The sequence below is a fragment of the Micromonospora mirobrigensis genome, from assembly GCF_900091555.1.
In the GTDB taxonomy this organism is placed as follows: Bacteria; Actinomycetota; Actinomycetes; order Mycobacteriales; family Micromonosporaceae; genus Micromonospora; species Micromonospora mirobrigensis.
In genome coordinates, this window is the sequence record NZ_FMCX01000003.1 from 418,341 (window position 1) to 443,340 (window position 25,000).

The 25,000-nt window shown below is 72.0% G+C and carries 28 protein-coding genes; 16 read left to right on the top strand and 12 right to left on the bottom strand.

Going from position 1 to position 25,000, the window contains the following annotated elements:
* The first annotated feature begins 4 nt into the window (after positions 1–4).
* Entirely contained in the window at positions 5–2,149 is a 2,145-nt protein-coding gene (locus GA0070564_RS13070; protein WP_091608371.1) for a S9 family peptidase, read from the top strand.
* Between the two features lie 89 nt (positions 2,150–2,238).
* Here the strand turns inward: GA0070564_RS13070 and GA0070564_RS13075 are convergent, their stop codons facing one another.
* The 5 genes from GA0070564_RS13075 to GA0070564_RS13095 form a co-directional block, all read right to left on the bottom strand.
* On the bottom strand, positions 2,239–3,981 hold the full coding sequence (locus tag GA0070564_RS13075; RefSeq protein WP_091608375.1) for an ABC transporter substrate-binding protein: 1,743 nt from the start codon (positions 3,979–3,981) through the stop codon (positions 2,239–2,241).
* Between the two features lie 134 nt (positions 3,982–4,115).
* Complete coding sequence (locus tag GA0070564_RS13080; protein ID WP_091608378.1) at positions 4,116–5,102, bottom strand: ABC transporter permease; 987 nt, start codon at positions 5,100–5,102, stop codon at positions 4,116–4,118.
* A gap of 14 nt (positions 5,103–5,116) precedes the next feature.
* The gene (locus tag GA0070564_RS13085; RefSeq protein ID WP_091608381.1) at positions 5,117–6,124 is read right to left on the bottom strand and encodes an ABC transporter permease; all 1,008 of its coding nucleotides are present in this window, start codon (positions 6,122–6,124) and stop codon (positions 5,117–5,119) included.
* The gene (locus GA0070564_RS13090) at positions 6,121–7,188 is read right to left on the bottom strand and encodes an ABC transporter ATP-binding protein (protein WP_245669954.1); all 1,068 of its coding nucleotides are present in this window, start codon (positions 7,186–7,188) and stop codon (positions 6,121–6,123) included. Before GA0070564_RS13090 ends, GA0070564_RS13085 begins: the two co-directional genes overlap by 4 nt.
* A 55-nt stretch (positions 7,189–7,243) precedes the next feature.
* The gene (locus tag GA0070564_RS13095; RefSeq protein ID WP_091608384.1) at positions 7,244–8,341 is read right to left on the bottom strand and encodes an ABC transporter ATP-binding protein; all 1,098 of its coding nucleotides are present in this window, start codon (positions 8,339–8,341) and stop codon (positions 7,244–7,246) included.
* A 153-nt stretch (positions 8,342–8,494) separates the two neighbouring features.
* On the opposite strand from GA0070564_RS13095, the gene GA0070564_RS13100 reads away from it, so the two are divergent.
* The 6 genes from GA0070564_RS13100 to GA0070564_RS13125 all read left to right on the top strand — a co-directional run bounded on the left by GA0070564_RS13100 (position 8,495) and on the right by GA0070564_RS13125 (position 16,258).
* Complete coding sequence (locus tag GA0070564_RS13100) at positions 8,495–9,100, top strand: Uma2 family endonuclease (RefSeq protein WP_245669955.1); 606 nt, start codon at positions 8,495–8,497, stop codon at positions 9,098–9,100.
* Between the two features lie 112 nt (positions 9,101–9,212).
* On the top strand, positions 9,213–10,649 hold the full coding sequence (locus tag GA0070564_RS13105; RefSeq protein WP_091608388.1) for a TldD/PmbA family protein: 1,437 nt from the start codon (positions 9,213–9,215) through the stop codon (positions 10,647–10,649).
* Positions 10,650–10,666: 17 nt separating this feature from the next.
* A complete protein-coding gene (locus tag GA0070564_RS13110; RefSeq protein WP_091609160.1) occupies positions 10,667–12,106 on the top strand; it encodes a TldD/PmbA family protein in 1,440 nt (479 codons plus the stop codon).
* A gap of 354 nt (positions 12,107–12,460) precedes the next feature.
* A complete protein-coding gene (locus tag GA0070564_RS13115) occupies positions 12,461–13,267 on the top strand; it encodes a hypothetical protein (protein ID WP_091608391.1) in 807 nt (268 codons plus the stop codon).
* Positions 13,268–13,277: 10 nt separating this feature from the next.
* Complete coding sequence (locus tag GA0070564_RS13120) at positions 13,278–15,191, top strand: fumarate reductase/succinate dehydrogenase flavoprotein subunit (RefSeq protein WP_091608394.1); 1,914 nt, start codon at positions 13,278–13,280, stop codon at positions 15,189–15,191.
* On the top strand, positions 15,191–16,258 hold the full coding sequence (locus GA0070564_RS13125) for a succinate dehydrogenase/fumarate reductase iron-sulfur subunit (protein ID WP_091608397.1): 1,068 nt from the start codon (positions 15,191–15,193) through the stop codon (positions 16,256–16,258). Before GA0070564_RS13120 ends, GA0070564_RS13125 begins: the two co-directional genes overlap by 1 nt.
* 83 nt (positions 16,259–16,341) lie before the next feature.
* On the opposite strand, the gene GA0070564_RS13130 is transcribed toward GA0070564_RS13125, so the two are convergent.
* A complete protein-coding gene (locus GA0070564_RS13130; protein WP_091608400.1) occupies positions 16,342–16,812 on the bottom strand; it encodes a (deoxy)nucleoside triphosphate pyrophosphohydrolase in 471 nt (156 codons plus the stop codon).
* Between the two features lie 185 nt (positions 16,813–16,997).
* On the opposite strand from GA0070564_RS13130, the gene GA0070564_RS13135 reads away from it, so the two are divergent.
* The 3 genes from GA0070564_RS13135 to GA0070564_RS13145 all read left to right on the top strand — a co-directional run bounded on the left by GA0070564_RS13135 (position 16,998) and on the right by GA0070564_RS13145 (position 18,252).
* Positions 16,998–17,306: a 4a-hydroxytetrahydrobiopterin dehydratase gene (locus GA0070564_RS13135; RefSeq protein ID WP_091608402.1), complete on the top strand. Its 309-nt coding sequence runs from the start codon at positions 16,998–17,000 to the stop codon at positions 17,304–17,306.
* Between the two features lie 159 nt (positions 17,307–17,465).
* Positions 17,466–17,795: a hypothetical protein gene (locus GA0070564_RS13140; protein ID WP_245669959.1), complete on the top strand. Its 330-nt coding sequence runs from the start codon at positions 17,466–17,468 to the stop codon at positions 17,793–17,795.
* A 94-nt stretch (positions 17,796–17,889) separates the two neighbouring features.
* Positions 17,890–18,252 (top strand): PH domain-containing protein, encoded by a 363-nt coding sequence (locus tag GA0070564_RS13145; RefSeq protein WP_091608405.1) that lies wholly within the window; start codon positions 17,890–17,892, stop codon positions 18,250–18,252.
* Here GA0070564_RS13145 and GA0070564_RS13150 read toward each other — a convergent pair.
* On the bottom strand, positions 18,240–18,560 hold the full coding sequence (locus GA0070564_RS13150; protein ID WP_091608409.1) for a hypothetical protein: 321 nt from the start codon (positions 18,558–18,560) through the stop codon (positions 18,240–18,242). The two genes, GA0070564_RS13145 and GA0070564_RS13150, sit on opposite strands and share 13 nt — an antisense overlap.
* 96 nt (positions 18,561–18,656) lie before the next feature.
* Between GA0070564_RS13150 and GA0070564_RS13155 the strand changes: the two genes are divergently transcribed.
* Both GA0070564_RS13155 and GA0070564_RS13160 read left to right on the top strand, forming a co-directional pair.
* Entirely contained in the window at positions 18,657–19,301 is a 645-nt protein-coding gene (locus GA0070564_RS13155) for a class I SAM-dependent methyltransferase (protein WP_091608413.1), read from the top strand.
* A gap of 64 nt (positions 19,302–19,365) precedes the next feature.
* A complete protein-coding gene (locus GA0070564_RS13160; RefSeq protein WP_091608418.1) occupies positions 19,366–19,653 on the top strand; it encodes a VOC family protein in 288 nt (95 codons plus the stop codon).
* Between the two features lie 187 nt (positions 19,654–19,840).
* Here GA0070564_RS13160 and GA0070564_RS13165 read toward each other — a convergent pair whose 3' ends face one another.
* From GA0070564_RS13165 to GA0070564_RS13175, 3 genes are read right to left on the bottom strand one after another with little or no spacing between them, the layout of a single operon-like run.
* Complete coding sequence (locus GA0070564_RS13165) at positions 19,841–20,512, bottom strand: inositol monophosphatase family protein (protein ID WP_091608422.1); 672 nt, start codon at positions 20,510–20,512, stop codon at positions 19,841–19,843.
* Positions 20,394–20,654, bottom strand: a complete 261-nt coding sequence (locus GA0070564_RS13170; RefSeq protein WP_141714768.1) for a hypothetical protein — start codon at positions 20,652–20,654, stop codon at positions 20,394–20,396. The genes GA0070564_RS13165 and GA0070564_RS13170 overlap by 119 nt, the downstream gene beginning before the upstream one ends.
* Entirely contained in the window at positions 20,651–20,968 is a 318-nt protein-coding gene (locus GA0070564_RS13175) for a DivIVA domain-containing protein (RefSeq protein WP_091609162.1), read from the bottom strand. The genes GA0070564_RS13170 and GA0070564_RS13175 overlap by 4 nt, the downstream gene beginning before the upstream one ends.
* Positions 20,969–21,220: 252 nt before the next feature.
* Between GA0070564_RS13175 and GA0070564_RS13180 the strand changes: the two genes are divergently transcribed.
* Positions 21,221–21,634, top strand: coding sequence for a GntR family transcriptional regulator (locus GA0070564_RS13180; protein ID WP_091608426.1), 414 nt, complete (start codon positions 21,221–21,223; stop codon positions 21,632–21,634).
* A gap of 103 nt (positions 21,635–21,737) precedes the next feature.
* On the opposite strand, the gene GA0070564_RS13185 is transcribed toward GA0070564_RS13180, so the two are convergent.
* Positions 21,738–22,232, bottom strand: coding sequence for a hypothetical protein (locus GA0070564_RS13185; RefSeq protein WP_091608430.1), 495 nt, complete (start codon positions 22,230–22,232; stop codon positions 21,738–21,740).
* Between the two features lie 244 nt (positions 22,233–22,476).
* Between GA0070564_RS13185 and GA0070564_RS13190 the strand changes: the two genes are divergently transcribed.
* Together GA0070564_RS13190 and GA0070564_RS13195 are read left to right on the top strand one after the other, a co-directional pair.
* On the top strand, positions 22,477–23,457 hold the full coding sequence (locus GA0070564_RS13190) for an aldo/keto reductase (protein ID WP_091608434.1): 981 nt from the start codon (positions 22,477–22,479) through the stop codon (positions 23,455–23,457).
* 97 nt (positions 23,458–23,554) lie between these two features.
* Positions 23,555–23,935 carry a DUF6234 family protein gene (locus GA0070564_RS13195; protein WP_091608437.1) on the top strand — a complete coding sequence of 127 codons (381 nt, stop codon included), beginning with the start codon at positions 23,555–23,557 and terminating at the stop codon, positions 23,933–23,935.
* Between the two features lie 14 nt (positions 23,936–23,949).
* Here GA0070564_RS13195 and GA0070564_RS13200 read toward each other — a convergent pair whose 3' ends face one another.
* Positions 23,950–24,657 carry a VOC family protein gene (locus GA0070564_RS13200; RefSeq protein ID WP_091608441.1) on the bottom strand — a complete coding sequence of 236 codons (708 nt, stop codon included), beginning with the start codon at positions 24,655–24,657 and terminating at the stop codon, positions 23,950–23,952.
* Positions 24,658–24,785: 128 nt separating this feature from the next.
* Between GA0070564_RS13200 and GA0070564_RS13205 the strand changes: the two genes are divergently transcribed.
* Positions 24,786–24,974, top strand: coding sequence for a hypothetical protein (locus GA0070564_RS13205; RefSeq protein ID WP_091608444.1), 189 nt, complete (start codon positions 24,786–24,788; stop codon positions 24,972–24,974).
* Positions 24,975–25,000: the final 26 nt, after the last annotated feature.

Sequence of the window (25,000 nt, forward strand, 5' to 3'; positions counted from 1 at the left end):
GGTTGTGGACTTTCCCGAGCTGGCCGCCCGTACCCGTCGGTTCAGCCTCGGGGCGCCGCGCGCCGTCACCGTCGCCGAGGACGGTTCCCGGGTGGTGTTCCTCCGCTCGGCCGGCCCCGAGGACCCCGCCGACGCCCTCTGGCTGTACGACGTGGCCGCCGGCGAGGAACGACTGGTCGCCGACCCGGCGGCGCTGCTCGGCGCGGACGCCGACCCGGCCGCCCTCTCCCCCGGCGAACGGGCGCTGCGCGAGCGGCAGCGACTGAGCGCCGCCGGCATCGGCTCGTACGCCCTGGACGCGGCCGGCCGGGTCGCGGTCTTCGCGCTGACCGGGCGGGTGTTCCGGGCCGACCTGGTGCACGGCGACGTGATCGAGGTGGCCACCGTCGGCCCGGTGATCGACCCGCGGCCCGACCCGACCGGCGAACGGCTGGCCTACGTCACCGACACCGCGGAAGGGGTACGCCGCGGCCAGCTGCGGGTGGTCGAGCCCGACGGCACGGACACCCTGCTCGCCGGGGAGGACTCCGGGGTCACCTGGGGCCTGGCCGAGCACATCGCCGCCGAGGAGTTCGGCCGGTTCCGGGGCTACTGGTGGGCGCCGGACGGGCGCTCGGTGCTGGCCGCCCGGGTCGACGACTCGCGGCTGCCCCGCTGGCACCTGCACGACCCGGCCGACCCGGCCAGCCCGCCGACGACGCTGCCCTACCCGGCCGCCGGCGGGGCGAACGCCGAGGTCAGCCTGCACCTGCTCGACCTGGACGACGGCTGGGTCGACGTGCACTGGGACCGGGAGACCTACCCGTACCTGACCTCGGTGGACTGGGCGGACGGCGGGCCGCTGATCACCGTGCTGCGCCGCTCCCAGCAGCACGGGCTGGTGCTCGCGGTGGACCCGCGTACCGGGGAGACGCAGGTGCACGCCGAGCTGGCCGACCCGCGCTGGGTGGAGCCGATTCCGGGCACCCCGGCGCACCTGCCCGACGGTCGGGTGCTGGTCGGTGGGGAACTGGCCCACGACGGGTACGACGCCCGCTGCCTCTTCGCCGACGGCACCCTGCTCACCCCGCCCTCGCTCTACGTCCGCCGGGTGGTGGGGCGGCTGCCCAACGGCGCGGGCGGCCCGGCGGACCTGCTGGTGGAGGCGAGCGACGGCGAGCCGAGCGAGCGGCACCTGTTCCGGGTGCGGACCGCGATCGGCGGTGGGGTGGACGCCCGCCGGCTGACCACCGACGCGGGCTGGCACACCGCCGCGGTCGGCGGGGACGTGCTGGTGACGGGGTTCGCCTCGCTGGACCACCCGGGGACCCGCTGGACGGTGTGCCGGGCCGAGCAGGAGGTGGCCGAGCTGCGTTCGTTCGCCGCCACCCCGCCGTACGCGCCGCTGCCGCTGCTGGAGCGGGTGACCGACCGCCGGCTGCCGGCCGCGGTGCTCTATCCGGACAACCACGTCACCGGCCGGCGGCTGCCGGTGCTGCTGGACGTCTACGGCGGCCCCGGCCACCAGGAGGTGGTGGCCGCCCGGGCGGCCTGGCTGGAGCGGCAGTGGTGGGCCGACGCCGGCTTCGCGGTGGTGACGATCGACAACCGGGGCACCCCCGGGGTGTCGCCGTCGTTCGAGAAGGCGATCCACCGGCGGATGGCCGACGTGGTGCTGACCGACCAGATGGACGCGCTGGCCGCGCTCGCCGAGAAGCACCCCGACCTGGACCTGGGCCGGGTGGCCGTACGCGGCTGGTCGTTCGGGGGCTGGCTGGCCGGGCTGGCGGTGCTGCGCCACCCGGAGCTGTTCCGGGCGGCGATCCTCGGCGCCCCGGTGACCGACTGGACGTTGTACGACACCGCGTACACCGAGCGCTATCTGGGCCTGCCGGACGACGGGATGGACGTGTACGCCCACCACTCGCTGGTGGAGCTGGCCGCCGAGCCGGTGCGCGGCCCGGACGAGGCCCGCCCGATGCTGCTGGTGCACGGCCTGGTCGACGACAACGTGGTGGCCGCGCACACCCTGCGGCTGTCGGCGGCCCTGCTGGCCGCCGGCCGGCCGCACTCGGTGCTGCCGCTGACCGGCGCCACCCATATGGCCGCCGGGGGCACCGCCGAGCGCCTGCTCCGGCTGGAGCTGGACTTCCTGCGCGCCGCGCTGTAAGGAGGGGCCCCCTTTTAACGCCTGCGGTATAGCAGGGGCCCCTTATTAACATCGGCGTGTTAATAAGGGGCCCCTGCTAACGCTGGGGGCTACTGCTTGACGTACGCGTTGGCGAAGGACGGGTAGCCGAAGACGGACGAGATGAAGACCCCGCCGACCTTGGAACCGTGCACCGCGTACGCCACGTCGACGTAGAGCGGCACCACCGGGGCGAACTCCTTCATGATCCGCTCGTCGAGCTTGCCCCACTCCGGGCCCTGCTCGGCCGGGGGCAGCGCCAGGATGCGGTCCATCTCGGCGTTGATCGCGTCGTCGTTGAAGAACGCGCTGTTGCTGTTCCCCTCGGGCTTGATGGTCCGGCCGTCGTAGAGCACCGGCAGGATCGACGCGCCGCTCGGCCAGTCGGCCGCCCAGTTACCGATGTAGAGGTCCCAGGGGTTGTCCTTCTTCTTGACCTCGTCGAGCTTCGCGTCGTCCGGGATGTTCCGGACGGTGATCTTGAAGCCGGCCCGCTCCAGGTTGCCCTTGAGCTGAACGGCGATCTGCTGCTCGTTGGTGTTGTCGGCGACGCCGAGGACCAGCTCGGGGGTCTGCCCGCCGAGCAGCTCCTTGGCCTTCTCCGGGTTGCCGGTGGCACCGGCCGGGTACGCGTCGTACGCCTTGTAGCCGATGGTCGACGGCGGCATCAGGGTGGTCATCGGCTGGGCCACGGTCGTCCCGCCGAGCGCCTTGACCAGGCCCTCGCGGTCGATGGCGTAGTTCAGCGCCTGGCGGACCTTGAGGTCCTTGACCCGCTGGTTGTTGATCACGAGCTGGTTGGCGCTCGGCGTCGGGGACAGGATGGTCCGCGACTTCAGCGCCTGGTCACCGGCCACCTTCGCGACCAGCGACGCCGGCACGTAGTTCCAGGCCAGGGCGCTCTGGTCGGCGCCGTTGTCGGCGATCACCCGGTTGACCGCGGCGTCGGCGGTCGGGCCGAAGGTCCAGACGAACTGGTCCGGGTACTGGTGACGCACCGGGTCGGTGGCCGGGTCCCAGTTCGGGTTCCGGTCCAGGGTGATCTGGACGCCCGCCTGGTTCTTGGCGATCTTGTACGGCCCGGACGAGAACGGTTTCTGGTCCAGGTTGACCCCGGTGTCCTTCTCCGGCTTGAGCGGGGCGGTGGTCGGCAGCGAGACCGCGAAGGGCAGGTCGCAGCGGGGCTTGGCGAACTCGAAGCGCAGCGTCTTCGCGTCCGGCGTGGTCAGGCCGGGCGGCAGCGACGTCTTGTTCTTCTTGAAGTCCCACTTGGTGTCGAACTGCGCGGTGTCGGCCAGCCACTCCTGGAGGTAGGTGGGGCCGCCGGTGAGGTCCGGGTCGAAGGAGCGGGCGATGCCGTACGCGATCTCCTTGGCGGTGATCGGGCTGCCGTCCTCGAACTTCACCCCGTCCTTGATGGTGAATTCCCAGACCTTGCAGTCGTTGTTGACGTTCTTGCCCGGGGTCTCGGCCAGGTCGCCCACCAGGACCAGGCCACCCTTGCCGTCGTCCTTCCAGGTGGTCAGGTAGCGGGCGAAGAGCGGGTTGGCCATCAGGCCGGCGAACGAGTACGTCCGCTGCGGGTCCAGGTGGGAGATGGGGGTCTCCCGGATGATGGTGAACGTGCCACCCTTGGTGGCGCCCGCCACCTCGGCGGCCGGGCCCTGGGAGTCCTTCGGGTCGGTCGCGATCACCCCGGTCTGCTGCCGGGTGCTGTCCACCGTGGTGCCCTCGCCGGTGTTCTCCGAACAGGCGCCGAGCGCCACAACCAGTGCGATGGCGCCGCCTGCGGCGGCCGCTGCGCGTGGTCGCATCTCCTACCTCCTCCACCCCGTTGCCGCCGGGGGTGTTCCGCCGACGTCCCGAGGATCGTAAAGAAGAAAACCTACAATTTGTGTAACAGTTGTCGATAAATTCCGTCGTGATCCACGGCGGTCGCCGTGCACCGTCAGCGCAGCCGGACCCGGGGGTCGATCGCGGCGTAGAGCAGGTCCACCACCATGTTGGCCAGCACCACGAAGATCGCCGCGATCAGCACGGTGGCCATGATGGTCGGCAGGTCCCCGGAGCGGACCGCGTCCACGGCCAGCCGACCCATCCCGTTCAGCCCGAAGGTGGTCTCGGTGATCACCGTCCCGCCCAGCGCCCCGCCCACGTCCAGCCCGGCGATGGTCACCACCGGGGTGATCGCCGCGCGCAGCGCGTGCCGCCCGTACACGGCCGGTTTCGCCAGGCCCTTGGCGCGGGCGGTCCGGACGAAGTCCTCCGACAGCGTCTCCAGCATCTGCGCCCGGGACAGCCGGGCGTAGATGGCGGAGAAGAGGAAGGCCAGCGCCACCCAGGCCAGCACCAGCCCGCTGGCCCACCGCAGCGGATCGTCCAGTAGGGACGTGTAGCTCGGCACCGGCAGCAACCGGAGGTTGTAGACGAAGACGATCAGCAGCACCGCGCCGACGAAGTAGAGCTGCAACGAGGCGCCGGTCAGCGAGAAGCCGATGGCGGCCCGGTCCAGCCAGGTGCCCCGGCGCAGCGCGGAGACCATGCCCAACCCCACCCCGAGCAGGAGCCAGAGGATCGCCGCGGGGATGACGATACTCAACGTCACCGGCAGCACCCGGGCGATCGAGTCGGTCACCGCCTCGTTCGAGACGTACGACCAGCCCAGGCAGGGGGCGTCGCACCTGCCGCCCTGGGCGCTGCCCAGGTCCCGCCCGGTGACGATGCCCTTCATGTAGCCGGCGTACTGGGCGATCAGCGGATCGTTGAGGCCCAGCTCCTGCCGGACCCGCTCCAGGCGTTCCGGGTTGCAGTTCTTCGGGCACATGCCGGTGACCGGGTCGCGCGGCAGGGCGAAGAACATCAGGAAGCTGAGCACGCTGACCGCGAAGAGGGTGAGCGCCGCCGAGAGCAGCCGGCGGACCAGGAAACGTGTCATGGAGGTGCCCCCTGCTACCGGGACGACTTCGGGTCGAGCGCGTCGCGCAGCGCGTCGCCGAAGAGGTTGAAGGCGAGCACGAGCGCGAAGATCGTGATGCCGGGGAAGAAGACGTACGCCGGGTCGGTCTGGAGGTAGTCCAGGCTGCGGTAGATCATCCGGCCGAAGCTCGGCGTCTCGTCGGTCAGCCCGACCCCGATGAACGACAGCGCCGCCTCGCTGGTGATGTACTGCGGCACCGCCAGCGAGAAGGAGACCAGGATCGGCGCCCAGACGTTCGGCAGCAGCTGCCGGAAGAGCATGTGCCCCAACCCGGCCCCGCTGGCCCGGGCGGCGTCCACGAACTCCCGCTCGCGCAGCGCGATGACCTGGCCGCGGACCAGCCGGGCGGTGCTCGTCCAGCCGAAGAGGGCGAAGATCCCGATCAGCACCCCGATCTGGAAGTACGCCGGGACGGCCTCCCGCTGGCCGTAGAAGCGCAGCGCCACGGTGGGCGTCAACGCCAGCGCGATGATCAGGAAGGGCATGGCCAGGGTCAGGTCGGTGACCCAGTTGATCACCGCGTCGACCCAGCCGCCCAGGTAGCCGGCGAGGGTGCCCAGTGCCACCCCGATCGCGGCGGTGATCACGGCGGCGGCGAACGCGATGAACAGCGAGGTACGCAGCCCGTGCACCATCCGGATGAAGATGTCCCGGCCCAGCGCCGGCTCCAGCCCGAACCAGTGTTCACCGGTGACGCCGCCGGCATAGCCCAGCGGCATGCCGAAGCCGTCCAACCGGTTCTGGAACTGCTCCTTCGGCCCCACCCCGTACAGCGCCTGGATCAGCGGGACGGCCAGCGCGACCAGCACGAGGAAGACCAGCATCGCGCCGCTGACCAGGGCGGTCCGGTCGCGCTTGAGTCTCGCCCAGGCGAGCTGGCCGGGTGACCGGCCGACGAACCGATTGGCCTGGGGCGCGTCGCCGTCGCCGGCCGACTCGATCTCGGCCAGCGCCACACCCTCCACCGGGGACAGGCTCACTCCGCCACCTCCTCGACGCCGCCACCCACCGGTGCCGGGTCACTTCCCCGCCGGGCCGCCGGTGGACCGTTCTGCGGCTGCGCCGCCACCGGGCCGCCCTCCGGGTGGTGGCAGGCGGTCGCCTGCCGGCCACCGTCGCGCGGGACCAGCGCCGGCTCCTCCGTGGCGCAGCGCTCCGTCGCCTTCCAGCACCGGGTCCGGAACCGGCAGCCCGACGGCGGGTCCAGCGGGGTCGGCACGTCGCCGACCAGCCGGATCCGCCCGGCCGGGCCGAGCGCGGTCACGTCCGGGATCGCCGACAGCAGGGCCCGGGTGTACGGGTGCTGCGGCCGCTCGTAGATGTCCACCCGGTCGCCGATCTCGACGATCCGACCCAGGTACATCACGGCGACCCGCTGGCAGAAGTGCCGGACCACGGCCAGGTCGTGGGCGATGAAGACGAACGCCAGGTCCAGCTCGCGTTGCAGGTCCCGCAGCAGGTTCACCACCTGCGCCTGGATCGACACGTCCAGGGCGGAGACCGGCTCGTCGGCGACGATCAGCTTCGGCCGCGGCGCCAGGGCGCGGGCGATGCCGATCCGCTGCCGCTGGCCTCCGGAGAACTCGTGCGGGTAGCGGTTGTAGTGCTCCGGGTTCAACCCGACCAGCTCCAGCAGCTCCTGCACCCGACGCTTCACGCCGCCCGGCGGGTCGATCCCGTTGACCTGCAACGGCATGGCGACGATCCGGCCGACGGTGTGCCGGGGGTTCAGTGAGGCGTACGGGTCCTGGAAGATGATCTGAAGGTCCTGCCGCAGCGGACGCAGCTCGCGGCGGCCGGCGTGGGTGATGTCCCGCCCGGCGAACTCGATCGTCCCCGCGGTGGGCTCCAGCAGCCGGACCAGCATCCGGCCGGTGGTGGTCTTGCCGCAGCCGGACTCGCCGACCAGTCCCAGGGTCTCCCCCGGCCGGACGTCGAAGTCCAGACCGTCGACCGCCCGCACCAGGCCCGTCGTCCGGAACCCGTCCCGGACCGGGAAGTGCTTGCTCAGCCCGCGGACCCGCAGCAGCGGCTCGGCGCTCATCTGTGCCCACCTCCGTTCGCGACTGCGGGACTCCGCTGCGCTGCGTTCCTCGCGCTCACCGGGCGACCCCCACCTGGGCGACGTCGGACCGGTAGAGGTGGTCCCGCTCGCCGGCTGGCAGGTGGCAGGCGACCAGGTGCCCGGGCTCCCCCGCCGGGAGCAGCGCCGGGACCTCGGTGCGCGACCGGTCGCCGTTGCGGCCGGCGTACCGGCAGCGGGGGTGGAACGCGCAGCCCGAGGGCAGGTTGATCAGTGAGGGCGGGTTGCCCGGGATGGGCACCAGGTCCGCCTCCGCGTCGCCGTGCAACGACGGCACGCTGGAGAGCAACCCCCAGGTGTACGGGTGCTGCGGGCGGCGCAGCACCTGCTCCACGCTGCCGTGCTCGACGGCCCGACCGCCGTACATGACCAGCACCTCGTCGGCGACCTGGGCGACCACGCCGAGATCGTGGGTGATCAGGATGATCGCCGAGTGGAACTCGGCCTGGAGGTCGGCGAGCAGGTCGAGGATCTGCGCCTGCACGGTCACGTCCAGCGCGGTGGTCGGCTCGTCGGCGATCAGCAGGGCCGGGTCGTTGACCAGGGCCATGGCGATCATCGCCCGTTGCCGCATGCCGCCGGAGAACTCGTGCGGATACTGGTCGAAGCGGCGGGCCGGCTGCGGGATGCCGACCCGGCCGAGCATGTCGACCGCCCGGTTGCGGGCCTCCCGTCGGCCGGCGCGCGGGTGGTGCACCCGGTACGCCTCGGCGATCTGCCGCCCCACCGTGTAGTACGGGTGCAGTGCGGAGAGCGGATCCTGGAAGATCATCGCGACGTCCCGGCCGCGCAGCCGGCGTACCTCCTCCTCCGGCAGGCCGACCAGCTGGCGGCCGCCGAGGCTGATCTCGCCGGTGACGCTGCCGCGCCGTGGGTCGTGCAGCCCGAGGACGGCGAGCGAGGTGACGCTCTTGCCGGAGCCGGACTCGCCGACGATGCCGAGGGTGCGTCCCCGGTCCACGCCAAACGAGACCCCGTCGACGGCGCGGACCACGCCGTCGGTGGTGTCGAAATGGACCCGCAGGTCGCGTACGCGCAGATAGGGCTCCTCCGCCGCGCGCCGCGTCGGCGGCTCGGGGCGGTCGTCCGACCGCGCCGGTTCCGGACTGTCCACGACCGCCTCCCTCGGGTTGTAGGGAACCTACAACAATGAGCCGGAGGTGAAAATAAGCTACACGGCGGGTGGTGTCAGCAGGGCCGAGCGTAACGAGTCGACAACGCCTCCGCAGCCCGGACCTGGCTCCGTTGTCGCACCCGAGGTGCGACCATGGTCGCGGCGACGATCGGAGAATTCCCGACACACGAGGTGGGGGTGACCATGACGACCGCGGCGGTGTTCGACAACCATGACGGACCGTGGACCGAAGAGGAGTACCTCGCCCTCGGCGAGACGCCGCAACGCGTCGAACTCTTCGACGGGAGCCTCCACGTGACCCCTGCGCCCACCCCTCGTCACCAGCGAATCTCGCGGAAGCTGGGCAACCTGCTGGAAGCCGCTGCCGAGCCGGCGGGGCTCGAACTGCTGGAGGCGGTGAACGTCCGGCTGCGCCCCGGCCGTGTCCCGATCCCCGACCTCGTCGTCACCGAACCGGTGGACCTAGACGAGCTGATGATCGACGCCGCAGCCGTCCGACTCGTCTGCGAGATCATCTCGCCGAGCAACGCGGCGACCGACAAGGTGCTCAAGATGCACTACTACGCGGCCGCCGGCATCGAGTGGTATCTCCTGGTCGACCAGGAAACCCGGATGATGCACCTCTACCAGCGTCAGGGTGCGCACTATGTCGAACGCTCCGTCACAAAGCCCGGTGAGGTCCTGGAGCTGACCGAACCCGTCCGCGCGACGATCCGGCCGGAGGATCTCGTCCCCTGACGGATGTCGGTGGGCTCGCCTAGGGTCGGTCCATGAGCGAGCGCCAGCGAGCGGACCATCGATGCAGCGCGGACGTGCCCCATGCCGGCACGGAGCAAAGCGGACGGCCGGCATGAGCGAGTTCGACGCGGCCACCGCCGCCGTCCAGGCCGCCCTCGACGCCGGCGCGCGTTACGCGGACGCCCGGGTGATGCACCGCCGCTACGAGTCGATGTCGGCCCGCAACGGCGCCATCGAGGAGCTGACCCAGCACGAGAGCATCGGGCTGGGGGTGCGGGCGCTGGTCGGGTCGAGCTGGGGCTTCCACGCCGTGCCGGAGCTCTCCGACGCCGCCGCGCGCGCCGCCGGGCGGCAGGCCGCGGCCATCGCCACCGCCAGCGCCCGGGTGCCCGGCCCGCCGATCGACCTGGTGCCGTCCCCGGCGGTCACCGCGAGCTGGGCGTCGGAGTGCGCGGTGGACCCGCTCGGGGTGCCGCTGTCGGACAAGGGCGACCTGCTGGTCCGGGCCACCGCGACGATGCGCGAGCACGGCGCCGACCTGGCCGAGGGGCTCTACCAGATCTGGGACACGGCCAAGTGGTTCGTCTCCAGCGAGGGGCACCGGATCGACCAGCGGATCCGCGAGTGCGGCGGCGGCATCTCCGCCACCTCCATCGGCGAGCGCGAGACCCAGCGCCGGTCCTACCCGAGCTATCGCGGCCAGTACGGCACCACCGGCTGGGAGCTGGTCGACTCCCTCGACCTGACCGCGCACGCCGCCCGGATCGCCGAGGAGTCCCGGGCCCTGCTGACCGCGCCGGAGTGCCCGGCCGGCGAGACCGACCTGATCCTCGGCGGCGAGCAGCTCGCCCTCCAGATCCACGAGTCGGTCGGGCACGCCATCGAGCTGGACCGGATCCTCGGCTGGGAGGCGGCCTTCGCCGGCACGTCCTGGCTGGACCTTGCCCAGCTCGGCTCGCTGCGCTACGGCTCGGAGCTGATGAACGTCACGATCGACCCGACCATCCCGGGTGCGCTGGGCAGCTTCGGCTTCGACGACGAGGGCTCCCCCGCCGTCGCCCGGGACGCGGTCCGCGAGGGGCGGTGGGTGGGGGTGCTCGCCGGCCGGGACTCGGCCGCCGTCGCCGGTCTCGACCACGGCGGCAGCGTACGCGCCGACGGCTGGGCCCGGTTGCCGATGGTGCGGATGACCAACGTGGGCCTGGAGCCCGGTCCGCACACCCTCGACGAGATCGTCGCCGCGACCGACGACGGGGTGCTGATGGACCTCAACCGCTCCTGGTCGATCGACGACAAGCGGCTCAACTTCCAGTTCGGCTGCGAGATCGGCTGGGAGGTCAAGAACGGCCGGCGGGGGCGGATGCTGCGCAACCCGACGTACACCGGGATCGGCCCGCACTTCTGGCGCTCGATGGACATGCTCTCCTCGGAGATCGTCCCGTGGGGCACGCCGAACTGCGGCAAGGGCCAGCCCGGCCAGATCGGGCACACCGGTCACCCGGCCGCGCCGGCCCGCTTCCGTAACGTCCGAGTGGGGGTGCGCGCGTGACCGACACCGAAGCCGGGATCGCCGGCCGGGTGGTGGAGCTGGTCCGCCGCCTCGCCGGGCCGGACGCACAGGCCGAGGTCGGGGTGACCCGCCGGCGCCTGGCGCTGACCCGGTTCGCCAACTCCTTCATCCACCAGAACGTCGACGAGGTCGCCGTGTCGGTGCGGCTGCGACTGCACGTCGACGGGCGGACGGCCACCGGCGGCGGCAGCCTGGTCGACCCGGACGGCCTGACCGCGCTGGTCGAGCGGACCCTCGCGGCGGCCCGGCTCTGCCCGCCCGACCAGGACTGGCCGGGGCTGCTCGCACCCACCCCGGTCCCGGCCGGGCCCGCCTGGGACGACCCCACCGGGCACGCCGAGCCCGACGACCGGGCGGAACGGGTCCGGGCCTTCGTCGCGGCGGCCGGCGGGCTGGAGACGGCCGGCTACTGCCGCACCTCCGCCACGGTCGAGGCGTTCGCCAACTCGGCCGGGCACGCCGCGACCGGGCGGTCGGCCGCTGCGGCGATGGACGGCATCGCCCGGGCCGGCGGCGCGGACGGCGTGGCCCGGCTCGGCGTCGACCGACTGGCCGACCTGGACGGCGCGGCGCTGGGCGCCCGGGCCGCCGCGAAGGCCCGCGCCGCCGCCGACCCGGTCGAGCTGCCCCCGGGGCGGTACGAGGTGGTGTTCGAGCCCACCGCCGTCGCCGACCTGCTGGAGAACCTCTCCTGGTACGGCTTCAACGGCAAGCGGCACGCCGAGCGGCAGTCCTTCGCCGAGCCGGGGACGGCCCAGTTCGACCCGGCGGTGACCCTGGTCGACGATCCGCTGCACGGCTCCCACATGCCGTTCGACTCCGAGGGCACCGCGCGTCGGGCGTTGACCCTGGTCGACGGCGGCACCACCCGCGCCCTGGCGTACGACCGGCGCAGCGCGGCCGAGGCGGGCGCGGAGTCCACCGGTCACGGCATGCCCGGGGCCGCCACCTTCGGCCCGGTCCCGCACAACCTGCGGCTGCTCCCGGCAACGAACGGCGCGGCACCGAACGGCGCGGGACCGAACGGCGGAGCAGCGGACGGCGCGGCAACGCACGGCGGTGCGGCGACGGGCGGCACCGACCCGGGCGGGGTGACCGGCGCGGTGGCCGATCCGGAGACCGCCGCCCTGGTGGCCGGGATGACGCGCGGGCTGCTGGTCAGCGACCTCTGGTACACCCGGGTGCTGGATCCGAAGAGCCTGGTGATCACCGGCCTGACCCGCAACGGGGTGTGGCTGGTCGAGGACGGGGTGCCGGTGCGGGCGGTACGCGACCTCCGGTTCACCGAGGCGTACCCGCGGGCGTTGGGGCCCGGCGCGGTGCTCGGCCTGGGCACCCGGGCGGTACGCCTGCCGGACCGGGACGACGGTGTCTGGTGGGAGGCGCCGCCGGTGCGGCTCGCCTCCTGGAACTTCACCGGCGGCGCCTCCGGCTGACCGGGCCGGCCTGCCGAGCCGGAGAAGGCGTGAGGCCCGGATTGCCGCACCACGCTCCTTCTCCGGGCCGAGAAGGACCGGTTTTCCGCAATCCGCGTCATTCCCCGAGGAAACACGCCGAGATATTGATCTTGGTCTAGGGTCTTTCCAAGCTGAGGGACACACGGGACACTGCGTTGCACGGCCGGGCCGTGTAGATCGGCGTAACGTGTGTCACTTAGCTGCGCCCTTTCGCGGCGCGGTCACATGCGTGCGCAAAGACGTGCCAGTGGACGCGGTCCCGCCGGTCCGCTGAGGCGAACGAGAACGTGATCCGCGGCCCGCGAGGGCTGCGCCGTCAGGGAGACGACTCGAATGACTTCTACGGCAACGAGGCCGCGGGGAGCGCGAGCGCGCGCCGCCATCGCGGCGAAGACGTTGCGTACCGACCGTTGGTGGTTCGCCCCACTGATCACCGTCGTCGGGCTCAGCGCGTGGGTCATCTACGCGACGGTCCGGGTCTTCATGCACAGGTGGTACTGGGTCCCCGACTACCACTACCTGACGCCGTTCTACTCGCCGTGCGTCACCGAGCGGTGCGTCGAGGGCTCCTCGCACTTCGGCAGCTTCCTGCCCGGCTGGTGGATCATCCCGGACGCCGCGCTGACCCTGCCGTTCCTGCTGCTGTTCCGGCTGACCTGCTACTACTACCGCAAGGCGTACTACCGGTCGTTCTGGTTGTCGCCGCCGGCCTGCGCCGTGCCGGACGGGCACAAGTCCTACAGCGGGGAGACCCGGTTCCCGCTGCTCGGGCAGAACCTGCACCGCTACTTCTTCTACGCCGCGGCGATCATCTCGCTGATCAACACCTGGGATGCGATCTACGCCTTCCACTCCCCCAAGGGCTTCGGCTTCGGGCTGGGCAACGTCGTCCTGCTGGTCAACGTGGTGATGCTCTGGGCGTACACGATCTCCTGCCACTCCTGCCGGCACATCATCGGCGGCCGGTTGAAGCACTTCTCCAAGCACCCGGTGCGCTACAAGGCCTGGACCGGGGTGTCCTGGCTGAACACCCGGCACATGCAGCTCGCCTGGATCACCCTCGGCACGCTGGCGCTGACCGACTTCTACGTGATGGCCATCGCCGCCGGCTGGTTCCCCGACCTGCGGTTCATCAACTGAGAGCCCGGACATGACTGAGACGCGAATCGAACGACACCACTACGACGTCGTCGTGATCGGGGCCGGCGGCGCCGGCCTGCGCGCGGCGATCGAGGCCCGGCTGGCGGGCAAGCGCACCGCGATCATCTCCAAGTCGCTGTTCGGCAAGGCGCACACGGTGATGGCCGAGGGCGGCGCCGCCGCGGCGATGGGGAACGTGAACAGCCGGGACAACTGGCAGGTGCACTTCCGGGACACCATGCGCGGCGGCAAGTTCCTGAACAACTTCCGAATGGCCGAGCTGCACGCGAAGGAGTCGCCGCAGCGGATCTGGGAGCTGGAGACGTACGGTGCGCTCTTCGACCGCACCCCCGACGGCAAGATCTCGCAGCGCAACTTCGGTGGCCACGAGTACCCGCGGCTGGCGCACGTCGGTGACCGGACCGGCCTGGAGCTGATCCGTACCCTCCAGCAGAAGATCGTCTCCCTCCAGCAGGAGGACAAGCGCGACCACGGCGACTACGAGGCCCGGATCCGGGTCTTCTCGGAGACCACGATCACCGAGCTGCTGCTCGACGGGGACCGGATCGCCGGCGCGTTCGGCTACTACCGGGAGTCCGGCGAGTTCGTCCTCTTCGAGGCGCCGGCCGTCGTGCTGGCCACCGGCGGCGTCGGCCGCTCCTACAAGGTCACCTCGAACTCGTGGGAGTACACCGGGGACGGACACGCGCTGGCGCTGCGCGCCGGCGGCACGCTGATCAACATGGAGTTCCTCCAGTTCCACCCGACCGGCATGGTCTGGCCGCCCTCGGTGAAGGGCATCCTGGTCACCGAGTCGGTCCGCGGTGACGGCGGCGTGCTGAAGAACTCCGAGGGCAAGCGGTTCATGTTCGACTACGTCCCCGACGTCTTCCGCAAGCAGTACGCGGAGACCGAGGAGGAGGCGGACCGCTGGTACACCGACCCGGACAACAACCGGCGTCCGCCGGAGCTGCTCCCCCGCGACGAGGTCGCCCGGGCGATCAACACCGAGGTCAAGGAGGGCCGGGGTACGCCCGCCGGAGGCGTCTACCTGGACATCGCCTCCCGCAAGTCGGCCGAGGAGATCCGTCGCCGCCTGCCGTCGATGTACCACCAGTTCAAGGAGCTGGCGGACGTCGACATCACCAAGGAGCCGATGGAGGTCGGCCCGACCTGCCACTACGTGATGGGTGGCGTGGAGGTCGACCCGGACAGCGGGGCGGCGTTCGGCACGGTGCGCGGGCTCTTCGCCGCCGGTGAGGTCTCCGGCGGCATGCACGGCTCCAACCGGCTCGGCGGCAACTCCCTGTCCGACCTGCTGGTCTTCGGCAAGCGGGCCGGTGGCCACGCCGCCTCGTACGCCGACGGGCTGACCGCCCGCCCAAAGCTGGCGGTGGCCGCGGTCGAGGCCGCGGTGGAGACGGCCCTGGCGCCGTTGCAGCGGGACACCGGCGAGAGCCCGTACGTCCTCCAGCAGGACCTCCAGGCGGTCATGGGCGACCTGGTCGGCATCATCCGCCGGGAGGGCGAGCTGGTGGACGCGCTGTCCCGGCTGGCCGAGCTGCGGGAGCGGGTGGCGAAGGTCAGCGCGGCCGGTGGCCGGCGCTACAACCCGGGCTGGCACCTGGCCCTGGACCTGCGCAACATGCTGGTGGTCTCGGAGTGCACCGCGAAGGCCGCCCTGGAGCGGCAGGAGTCGCGCGGCGGGCACACCCGGGAGGACTACCCGGCGATGGACCCGAAGTGGCGTCGGGTCAACCTGGTCTGCGCCCTGGAGGGCGACACGGTCCGGCTGACGCACAAGCCGTTGCCGAAGATGCGCCCCGAGCTGATCAATCTCTTCGACCGGGCGGAGCTGGGCAAGTACCTGACGGACGAGGAGCTCGCCGAGTTCGACGCCCTCGCGAAGGAGGCGGGCAACTGATGGGAAGCAAGCGGCAGTTCCGGATCTGGCGGGGCGACGAGTCCGGCGGTGACCTTCAGGACTACACGGTCGAGGTGAACGAGGGCGAGGTGGTCCTCGACGTCATCCACCGGCTCCAGGCCACCGAGGCGCCGGACCTCGCCTGCCGGTGGAACTGCAAGGCGGGCAAGTGCGGCTCGTGCTCGATGGAGATCAACGGCAAGCCGCGGCTGAGCTGCATGACCCGGATGTCGACCTTCGAGGAGGCGGAGACGGTCACGGTGACCCCGCTGCGGACCTTCCCGGTCATCCGCGACCTGGTCACCGACGTCTCCTTCAACTACGAGAAGGCGCGCGAGACGCCGGCGTTCGCGCCCCCGGCCGACCTGGCCCCGGGCGAGTACCGGATGCAGCAGGTCGACGTGGAGCGCTCGCAGGAGTTCCGCAAGTGCATCGAGTGCTTCCTGTGCCAGAACGTCTGCCACGTGATCCGCGACCACGACGAGAACAAGCAGGCCTTCTCCGGCCCGCGGTTCTTCATCCGCGCCGCCGAGCTGGACATGCACCCGCTGGACGCGAAGACCGACCGCAAGGAGTACGCGCAGGCCGAGCAGGGTCTGGGCTTCTGCAACATCACCAAGTGCTGCACCGAGGTCTGCCCCGAGCACATCAAGATCACCGACAACGGGATCATCCCCATGAAGGAACGGGTCGTCGACCGCAGGTACGATCCCCTCGTGTGGCTTGGTAGCAAGATCTTCCGGAGGGGTCAGGTGCCTCAGACCAGCGTGAACAGCGGGCAGCACAGCGGCGCCGCGACCACCAGCGCGGCCCACCGGGGTGTGCACTCGCACGCCGGCGGTTCGCACGACGCCCGGGCCGAGCGCCAGGCGCAGCAGGGCGTGAACTGGCACCGGGAGGTGCCGCACCCGACGGCACCGGCGGTGGACGACAACGGCAAGCTGCCGCTGACGGAACTCACCTTCGACCGGGCGGCGGCCCCGTCGCCGTTCGGCGACGACGTCACCTTCCCGCTGCCGCCCGAGCACCTCAACTTCGCTCACCCGCAGCAGGACGAGAAGCACTGAGCACGACGAGCACCACGACGGGGGCCACGGCACATGCCGGCGGCCCCCGTCCCGTTTTCGACGCGCTGTCCGTTTCCGCCGGCTCAGGCCCGGGCGGCCTGCCCGTCCCCCGCTCCGGGCCGGGTGAGCAGGGCACGCAGCGCCGGCACGATCGGCACGTCGGCCGGGAGCCAGTCGACGCTGTCGAGTTCGTCGACCGCGAGCCAGCGCAGGGCCGAGTGCTCCAGCAGCCTGGGCTGGTCGCCGTGCAGCAGGCGGGCGTAGTAGACGCGCAGCACCGACCGGCCGTGCGCCATCCGGACGTCCCGGCCGACCCGCTCGCCGACCTGTACGCGGACGTCGAGCTCCTCGGCGCACTCGCGGGTCAGGGCGTCGGGCTCGGTCTCGCCGGGCTCGACCTTGCCGCCGGGGAACTCCCACCGGCCGGCCACCTCGGGCGGCGCGGAGCGGGCGCAGGCGAGCACCCGCCCGTCCGCGATGATCGCCGCTCCGACCACGACCTTCAGGTCCCGTCGGTCGGCCTGCCCATTTCCGTTAGCCCGTTCGGTCCGCACGGCCGTCCAGCGTGCCAGATCAATCGGCGATTCGGGTACCGTGACCGGCCGCCAGGACAGTAGATCTGGGAAGTGTGGGCGTGGACACACCCCCAGCGCGGCGACAAGACTTGGGGGTACCGACGAAGACACGGGACGGCGACGATTTGGCCACAAGCCGGCAACGACGCCTGGGAGGTGCGGTGATGCGCGCGCTCTTCAACGGCCGGACGAAGCACGACTACCTCACCGACGCGTTGACCCTGCTGACCGGTTGGACGCGTGAGGGCGAGCAGATCCGCCGCACCCTGGTCATCGACGACACCCAGCACGCGGCCCTGACCGAGCGGGTCAAGGTGGTCGCGGACGCGCTGCGGCTGCGGCCGGAGATCAGCCGACGCGCCGACCACACCCAGATCCGGTTGGGTCACGGCGACGATGAGCCGCTCACCGAGGGCGAGGTCCTGCTGGCCGCCCGCATAGAGGACGCGTACCGCGCCGTCACGGGCGCCTGATCGCCGTTGCGCGTCCGGCCTGGTCAGCCGGGTCGCTGGCAGTTTCCTGAGAAATTTTGTTTCCTCGAATCAGGGCGCGGGTAACCAATCTGCACGGGATGAAGCAGACCGTCCCGTTAAGGACGGAAGACCTGATACCACGCTTCTTGGGAGCTGACCATGACTGCACCGACCACCAAGAACGACCGTCGCACCGACCGCGACCACGACGGCCACCTGGACCGGGGCACCCGCCACCACCTGCACGGCGAGGAGACCAAGCCGTCGTGGAAGACCACGGAGCTGGCCGTCTACCTGCTCTCCGTCATCGGCGTGCTGATCGCGTCGAACGCGGTCGGTGACGGTGCCGCGAACAACGGCGGTGACTACTTCGCGGCCGACAAGGCCTGGTGGTACATCACCCTGCTGACCATCGGTTACCTGGTCAGCCGGGGTCTGGCCAAGTCGGGCACCCGCACCCGGGACCACGACCCGCGCGTCGACCACTGACGCACCCGCGTCTTCGCCGGAGCCCCGCCCGTCCCCGTGACCGGCGGGGCTCCGCCGCGTCCGGGTGTGGTCCCGGGTTCCTACCGTGGGGTGCATGGCCAACGCGACGTACGACCGCAAGGAGCAGTTCCAGCAGATCCAGAGCGGCCTGCTCGACTCCGAACGGATCATCGCCGTCTACGACGCCGTCGGGACGGGGACCGGGTTCATCGGCCTGACCGACCGACGCGTGATCATCCAGGACCGCTCGTTCGTCGGCAAGAAGTACGCGATCACCAGCATCCCGTACTCGAAGATCACCAGCGTGAGCGTGGTGAGCAACAAGTCGTGGGGCGGGTCGTTCTTCTCCACCGGCGCGATCGCCATCCACGTCGGCACGCACACCTACGAGGTGGAGTTCCGCGGGGCCGAGAAGAGCCACCACGTGCACAACGTCATCCTGCACTACATCTCGTGACCGCCCGGCCCGTCGGCGGGGTGGCGCCGCCAGGGCCGCCAGCCGGTCGGCGCGTTCGCGCCCGGGGACATCTGCCGGTTGACCACCCAGGCCAGGGCCATGCCGGGGAACACGAGCCACCCCGCCCAGCCGCCGTGGCCCGCGGCCACGCCGACCAGCCCGAGACCGACCCCGATCGCCAGGTACTGCCAGCCGTGCCGCCGGGCCACCGGGTCCCGCCGGACGACGCCCTTGACCAGCAGCGTCAGGCCCACCAGCGCGAACAGCCCGCCGACCACCCCGCCCGACCAGGCGCCCAGATGCTCCACCGCGTCCCCCGATCCGTCGGCGTCAACTCAGCCTAGGGGCGGCCGGCCGGGCCCGTGACCCCACACGAGGGCCGTGGGGCTGGCAGGCTGGCGGCCATGCCGGGCATCGCGGAACACCATCGGGTACGCCGGAGCTACGACACGGTCGCCGAAACCTACCGGGAGCGCATCGGCGACGAACTGGACGGCAAGCCGCTGGACCGAGCGCTGCTCGCCGCGCTGGTCGAGGAGGCCGGCCCCGAGCCGGTCGTCGTCGACCTGGGCTGCGGGCCGGGCCACGTGGCGGCGTGGCTGGCCGGTCAGGGGGTACGCGCCGTCGGCGTCGATCTCTCCCCTGCGATGGTGGCCACCGGGCGGGCGGCGTACCCGGGGGTGGAGTTCCGGGAGGGCGACCTGCTGGGGCTTCCGGCGGCGGACGGCGAGTTCGACGCGGCGGTGGCGCTGTACTCGGTGATCCACCTGGCGGCCGACGAGCTGCGGCCGGCGTTCGCCGAGATGCGCCGGGTGTTGCGGCCCGACGGGACGCTGCTGGTCGCCTTCCACGTCGGGACCGAGACTCGGCACCTGGACGACTGGTGGGGGCACCCGGTGGACGTGGACTTCCACTTCTTCCCGGTGGAACTCGTGGCCGACGCGCTGCGGGATGTCGGTCTGGTGGTGCGGGCCCGGCTGGAGCGCTCGCCCCTGCCGCAGGAGGCGTCGACGGAACGCTGCTATCTGCTGGCCCGCCGTCCGGCCTGACCGGAAAATCCGTTGCCCGGACGGCGGTCGGCACAGGCCGGGCGGCGCTGACGAGGGTCGGTCCATGTTCCGGACGCCGCAGGTCATCCACGTCGACCTGGCCCTCGACGGCTACAAGATCGGTATTGCGTGGGCACGCTCCACCCGGGACGACCACGGCCCGGATCCGATCAGCCAGGGCCAGCGGGCCGCCGTCGTCCTCTGGACCGACGACACGACCGCCGCCTTCGCCCGGGTCACGGCCGCCGGCGCTGCCGCCCTTGCGGCGCCGTACCGGTGGCTCGACCGGCTGCTGATCGCCTGGGTCGCCGACCCGGACGGCAACCCGATCCAGCTGGTCCAGCCCCTCTGAGCGGTCACGCTGGTGCACGACCAACTCGACGCACACGGCCCCGGCTGGGAGGGCGTCCGTGGGGCGGTCGCCCACGGCAGCGGCTGGCCGGGGCTGCTCCGGTGGTTCGCCGAGACGCTCCGAACCGGCCTCCGCCCTGCGCGCCGGCCACCACGCGCTGAGCCGGCCACCGCGACTCTGAGCCGGCTCAGCCGGTGAGCTGGTCGCGGACGAGGGACAGCAGCTCGGTGTGCGTCTGCGCGTCCGCGGCGACGAGCAGCCCGACCGGCCCGGCCGCGAGCGGCGCACCGTGCAGGTCGGTCACCACGCAGCCGGCCGCCCGGCACAGCGCGATCCCGGCCGCGAAGTGGACGCTGTCGGCGGCCGCGCCGTCGGTCAGGTAGGCGGCCCGCCGGCCGGCGACCACCCAGGTGAGCGCCAGGCTGGTGGAGAGCACCCGGGGCCCGAACCGGGCGAGGAGCCGGTCGTCGGCGAGCAGCCGGACCGCACGGAAGGCGGGGGCGTTCGGGAACGGCGGGTCCAGGTTGACGTCCACCAGCCGGGACTCCGCCGTCGGCGCGAGCGGCTCGTCCGTGCCGGCGCGGCGGACGGAGGCGCGGGCGCCGTCGGTCCAGAAGACCTCGTCGGTGAACGGGTCCGCCACGGCAGCCGCGGTGACGTGGGAACCGGTGCCCAGGGCCACGTTCACCGCCACCAGCTGGGTGCGGGCCGCGAAGTTGAGCGGGATACCGCCGCAGCGGTCAACGAGTCGATCTGCGGGCGCACGGCCCGTCGTGGTCGGCCCGGAGCAGGCACCGCCGGCCGCCGGGCAGCCGCAGGTCGCAGAAGACCCGATGGCGTACGCCCTGGTCGTCCTCAACGGACACGGTGGTCTCCCCCGGGTCGGCGGCCGGCAGCAGGCCCGCCCACCGCGCCACCACCCGGGCCAGCCGCAGGGCCGCGGCCAGGTCGGTCGTGACCAACGGCAGGTGTACGACGAAGCGCTCCCGCCCGGCCCTCACCGCCGGGCCGCCTGGTCCCGTTGCGCCTGCTCGGACTGCCAGCGGCGCAGCGCCTCCTTGATCCGGGCCGTCTCCAGGCGGCTCTCGCGGAGCGCGTCGTGGACCGCGGCGAGATCGCCGGCGACCCGGTCGAGGAACGTCCGCACCTCGTCGGGATCCAGGCCACGACGGCCGAGGCGGGTCCACCGGAACCGCCGCTCCCGCACCTGCCAGGGCAGCAACGGCAGGTACGCCGACGATCGGTAGTTCGCCCCTGGCGCCCGGGTCCGGATCGGTCGCTGGTTCCGGCCGGTACGCCGCAGCAAGGCACGCATGGTCTCCACCTCTCGGAGTCGGACTGGAAGGGGCGGTCGACCCGCCCGCCGCGCGCGGGCCGACCACCCCGCCCCACCACCGCAGCTCCGATCAGCGGTACGACAGCGGGGCCGCACACAGCTAGGGACACCTTCGGGTGAGAGCGTTCGGTCACCCGGCGAGCACCCCTTGCTATTCGGAACTCTAGCAAGATGGCAATGTTCCAACAATGCCAACATGGCTCGTTGCCACAGGGGCACAAGGCTTGACGAATGACCATCGATCCGTATTCGCACACGCCGGTCTATGTGCAGCTCGCCGACCTGATTCGCGAACGGATCGAGTCCGGCGACCTCGCCGCCGGTGCGCCCGTCGGCACCGAGCTCCAGCTCAGCCAGGAACACGGAATCGGTCGGGACGCGGTGCGGATGGCCATCTCATTGCTGAGGTCCGAGGGACTGGTCACCACGACCCGTCCGATGGGCACCCGGGTTCGTGAGGTGCCACAGCGGCGGCAGGTCGAGCTGCGACCGGGTGCCACGGTGGTGGCGCGGATGCCGAGCGGCAAGGAGCGGCGGACGATGCAGCTCGATGAGGGCGTACCGATCCTGGAGGTCCGCAACCCCGGCGGCGAGGTCGAGGTGCTGCCCGGTGACGAGGTGGAGCTGACCCGGCCCGAACGTTGACGCCATCCAGGGCGGCCCGACGGACGGAAAAGACCGCTCCCGGCGTACCCGGAAGCGGTCTTTTCGTTGGGTCGGCCCTGCGGCCGCCGGCCCTGCGCGGGCGTCAGGCCCGGGCGTAGTACACGCCGCTGCAGTACTCCAGGGAGCCACTGACCAGGCACACCTTGAGCGCCACCGGAGTGTTCTCGGCGATGTCGCCGGTCACCCAGCCGGTGCAGGTGGGTGAGTTGCGGCCGCGGGTCGAGGCGATCCGGTCGGTGGAGTAGAAGCCGCTGGACGAGCCGATGTCCATCCGGATCTCGACGCCCAGCCCGTCGGCGAGGTCGTCGCACGCGCCGAGGGCGTCGCCCGGCGAGCCGTTCAGCGGGTCGGCGCGGAACTCGCCGTCGCCGACCTTCTCGCCCCGCCCGTTCCGGATGACGATGGTCCGGCTGTAGGACTCCGAGTAGCTGCTGCCGTGCAGGATCACCGAGGTGGTGATGCTGTAGTCCGAAGGCAGGGAGGCCATCGCCGGGGCCTGCCCGCCCAGCAGGACGAGGGTCACCGCCGTCAGGGCCGCCCAGAGCAGCCGCAGCGGTGTGGTCGGTTTGCGCTTCACGTCGTCTCCCTACCGGAGCAGGGCACCCGTGTGCCCGCTCCCCCGTTGGTCCGGATGAACGGAAGAGGAGTCCCGGCGATCAACATCAGCCGGAGGACCGCTTCTGAGTACTGATTGCGACCGACCATAAAGGACTGTGTCGAGCCTCACAACCGCTTTTCGGGTGCGCTCGGACGGGCGCCCCGTTCGCTCCCGCCGGGACGGGGTACGGGGCCCGGGACACGACGGAACGGAGCACCACCTGATGCGCTACACCACTCTCGGATCCACCGGCCTCGAGGTGTCCGCTCTCTGCCTCGGCTGCATGAGCTACGGCGAGCCCGGCCGCGGCCCGCACCCGTGGTCACTGCCGGAGGACCAGGCCCGCCCGTTCATCCGGCAGGCGATCGAGGCGGGGATCAACTTCTTCGACACCGCCAACGTCTACTCCGACGGCACCAGCGAGGAGATCGTCGGCCGGGCCCTCAACGAGTACGCCCGCCGCGAGGAGGTGGTCATCGCCACCAAGGTGCACGGGCGGATGCGGCCCGGGCCGAACGGCGCCGGCCTGTCCCGCAAGCACATCATGACCGAGATCGACAACAGCCTGCGCCGGCTCGGCACCGACTACGTGGACCTCTACCAGATCCACCGGTTGGACCCCGGCACGCCGCTGGAGGAGACCCTCGAAGCGCTGCACGACCTGGTCAGGGCCGGCAAGGTCCGCTATCTCGGGGCCTCCTCCATGTACGCGTGGCAGTTCGCCAAGGCGCTCTGGCTCGCCGACGCGCACGGCTGGACCCGGTTCGTGTCCATGCAGCCGCACTACAACCTGCTCTACCGGGAGGAGGAGCGGGAGATGCTGCCGCTCTGCGCTGACCAGGGCGTCGGGGTCATCCCGTGGAGCCCGCTGGCCCGGGGCCGGCTGACCCGCGACTGGGACGAGACCACCGAGCGGTCCGGGACGGACGAGTTCGGTCGTACCCTCTATGCCGGCACCGAGGCCGACGACCGGCGGGTGGTCGACGCGGTCGCCGCCGTGGCCGCGGCGCGCGGCGTGCCCCGCGCGCAGGTCGCGCTCTCCTGGCTGGCCGACCGGCCCGGCGTCACCGCGCCCATCGTCGGCGCCACCAAGCCGCACCACCTCACCGACGCCGTCGCCGCCCTCGACCTGCACCTCACCGACGAGGAGAACGAGACGCTGGAGAGCCCCTACCGGCCACACCCGGTCCTCGGCTTCTCCTGAGTACGCCGGCTCATGTGCCAGCGATGCCGCCCGGGCCACGCTGGGCGGCATGACCAAAACGTCGACACCCGCGCCCCCGCGCCACGGCGCTCCGGTCGTGGGACTTCTGGTGCTGCTCTGGGTGGGCGGCCTGCTCGCCCTCGGGTGGTGGTTGTTCACCATCGGGATGGAGCAGTGGGCCGCCTCGTACTCCCCAGGGGACGCCGGTTCGGCGGACCTGGGCCGGCGGGCGTCCGACGCCGCGGTGTTCCTCGGCCTCCTCGCGGCGGGTGGGCCGCTGCTGATCGCCCTGGTGGCGTCCGAGATGCGGCTCAGGCGCACGGCGATCGGGTTCCTGGTGCTGGCGGTCGCGGTCGGTGTACCCGCGCTGGCGCTGGGCGCGGTCGCCTACCGCGATCCGAGCCCGCCTCCCCCGGCGACGACGGTGCCCGGCTGCCGCGAACTGAGCGGCGGCGACACCCGCTGCCCCGGCGGCTGACCCGCCGCGCCCGCTCAGCTCCCGAGCACGACGAACTCGTTGCCGTCCGGGTCGGCCAGCACGATCACGCCGGCCGCGCCGGCCCCCACCCGGGTCGCCCCGAGCGAGACCAGCCGGTCGACCTCGGCCCGCTGGTCGCCGCCGGTCGGCGTGAGTTCGAAGCGCTGCGGGTTGCGTACCTCCTTGGCGGCCACCGGCGGGCCGCCCCACGCCACCTTGGTGCCGCCGTGCGGCGACTGGACCGCGGTCTCCTCGTCGGAGTCCCAGACCAGCGGCCAGTCCACCGCCGCGCTCCAGAAGAGGCCGACCTGGCGGGTGCCGTCGCAGGCCACCTCGCCGAACGGGCCGCAGCCGGCGAGGTAGTTGTTCTCCGGCTCGATCACGCAGAACGCGTTGCCCTCCGGGTCGGCCAGGACGATATGCCTCTCCTCCGGGAGCTGCCCGACGTCGAGGTGAGCGGCGCCGAGCCGCAGCGCCGCCGCCACCACCCGCTGCTGGTCGCCGACGGCGTCGCTGGTCACGTGCAGGTGCAGGCGGCGGTGCGGCCCGCCCTCGTCCGGACCGGCCGGGACGAAGCGGAGGCCGACCTGGGTGTCCGTGCCGGGCAGCAGCGCTCCCCGGGCGTCCTCGACCACCTCCCGGCCGAGCAGGCCGGCCCAGAACCGGGCCAGGCGGGTGGGGTCGTCCGCGTCGAAGGCCACCGTCAGCGTTCGTGAGAGCATCCCCGCACCGTAGACACGGGGCAGCGCCGCGCCAACCGGGTTACCGACGCCGCCCCGAGTCGGGTGTCCCCCCGAACAATCCGGCGGAAGAAGGGCTGACCGGACCGTTCGCTGGGTATCAGAACGGAATGGACACCGACACCGAACTCTGGCGGACCCTGGCCGACCAGCACCGGCAGCACGACGACGACCCGCGGCGCTGCCGCGACTGCCAGGCGTACTGGCCGTGCACCTACCGCCTCGACGCGGACCGCCACCTGCTCGCCACCGTCGGCGCGGCCGGCATGCCCGGCCAGCAGCACTTCGTCTTCGCCTGACCGGCCTCGGCCGTCGCCCGTCCGGG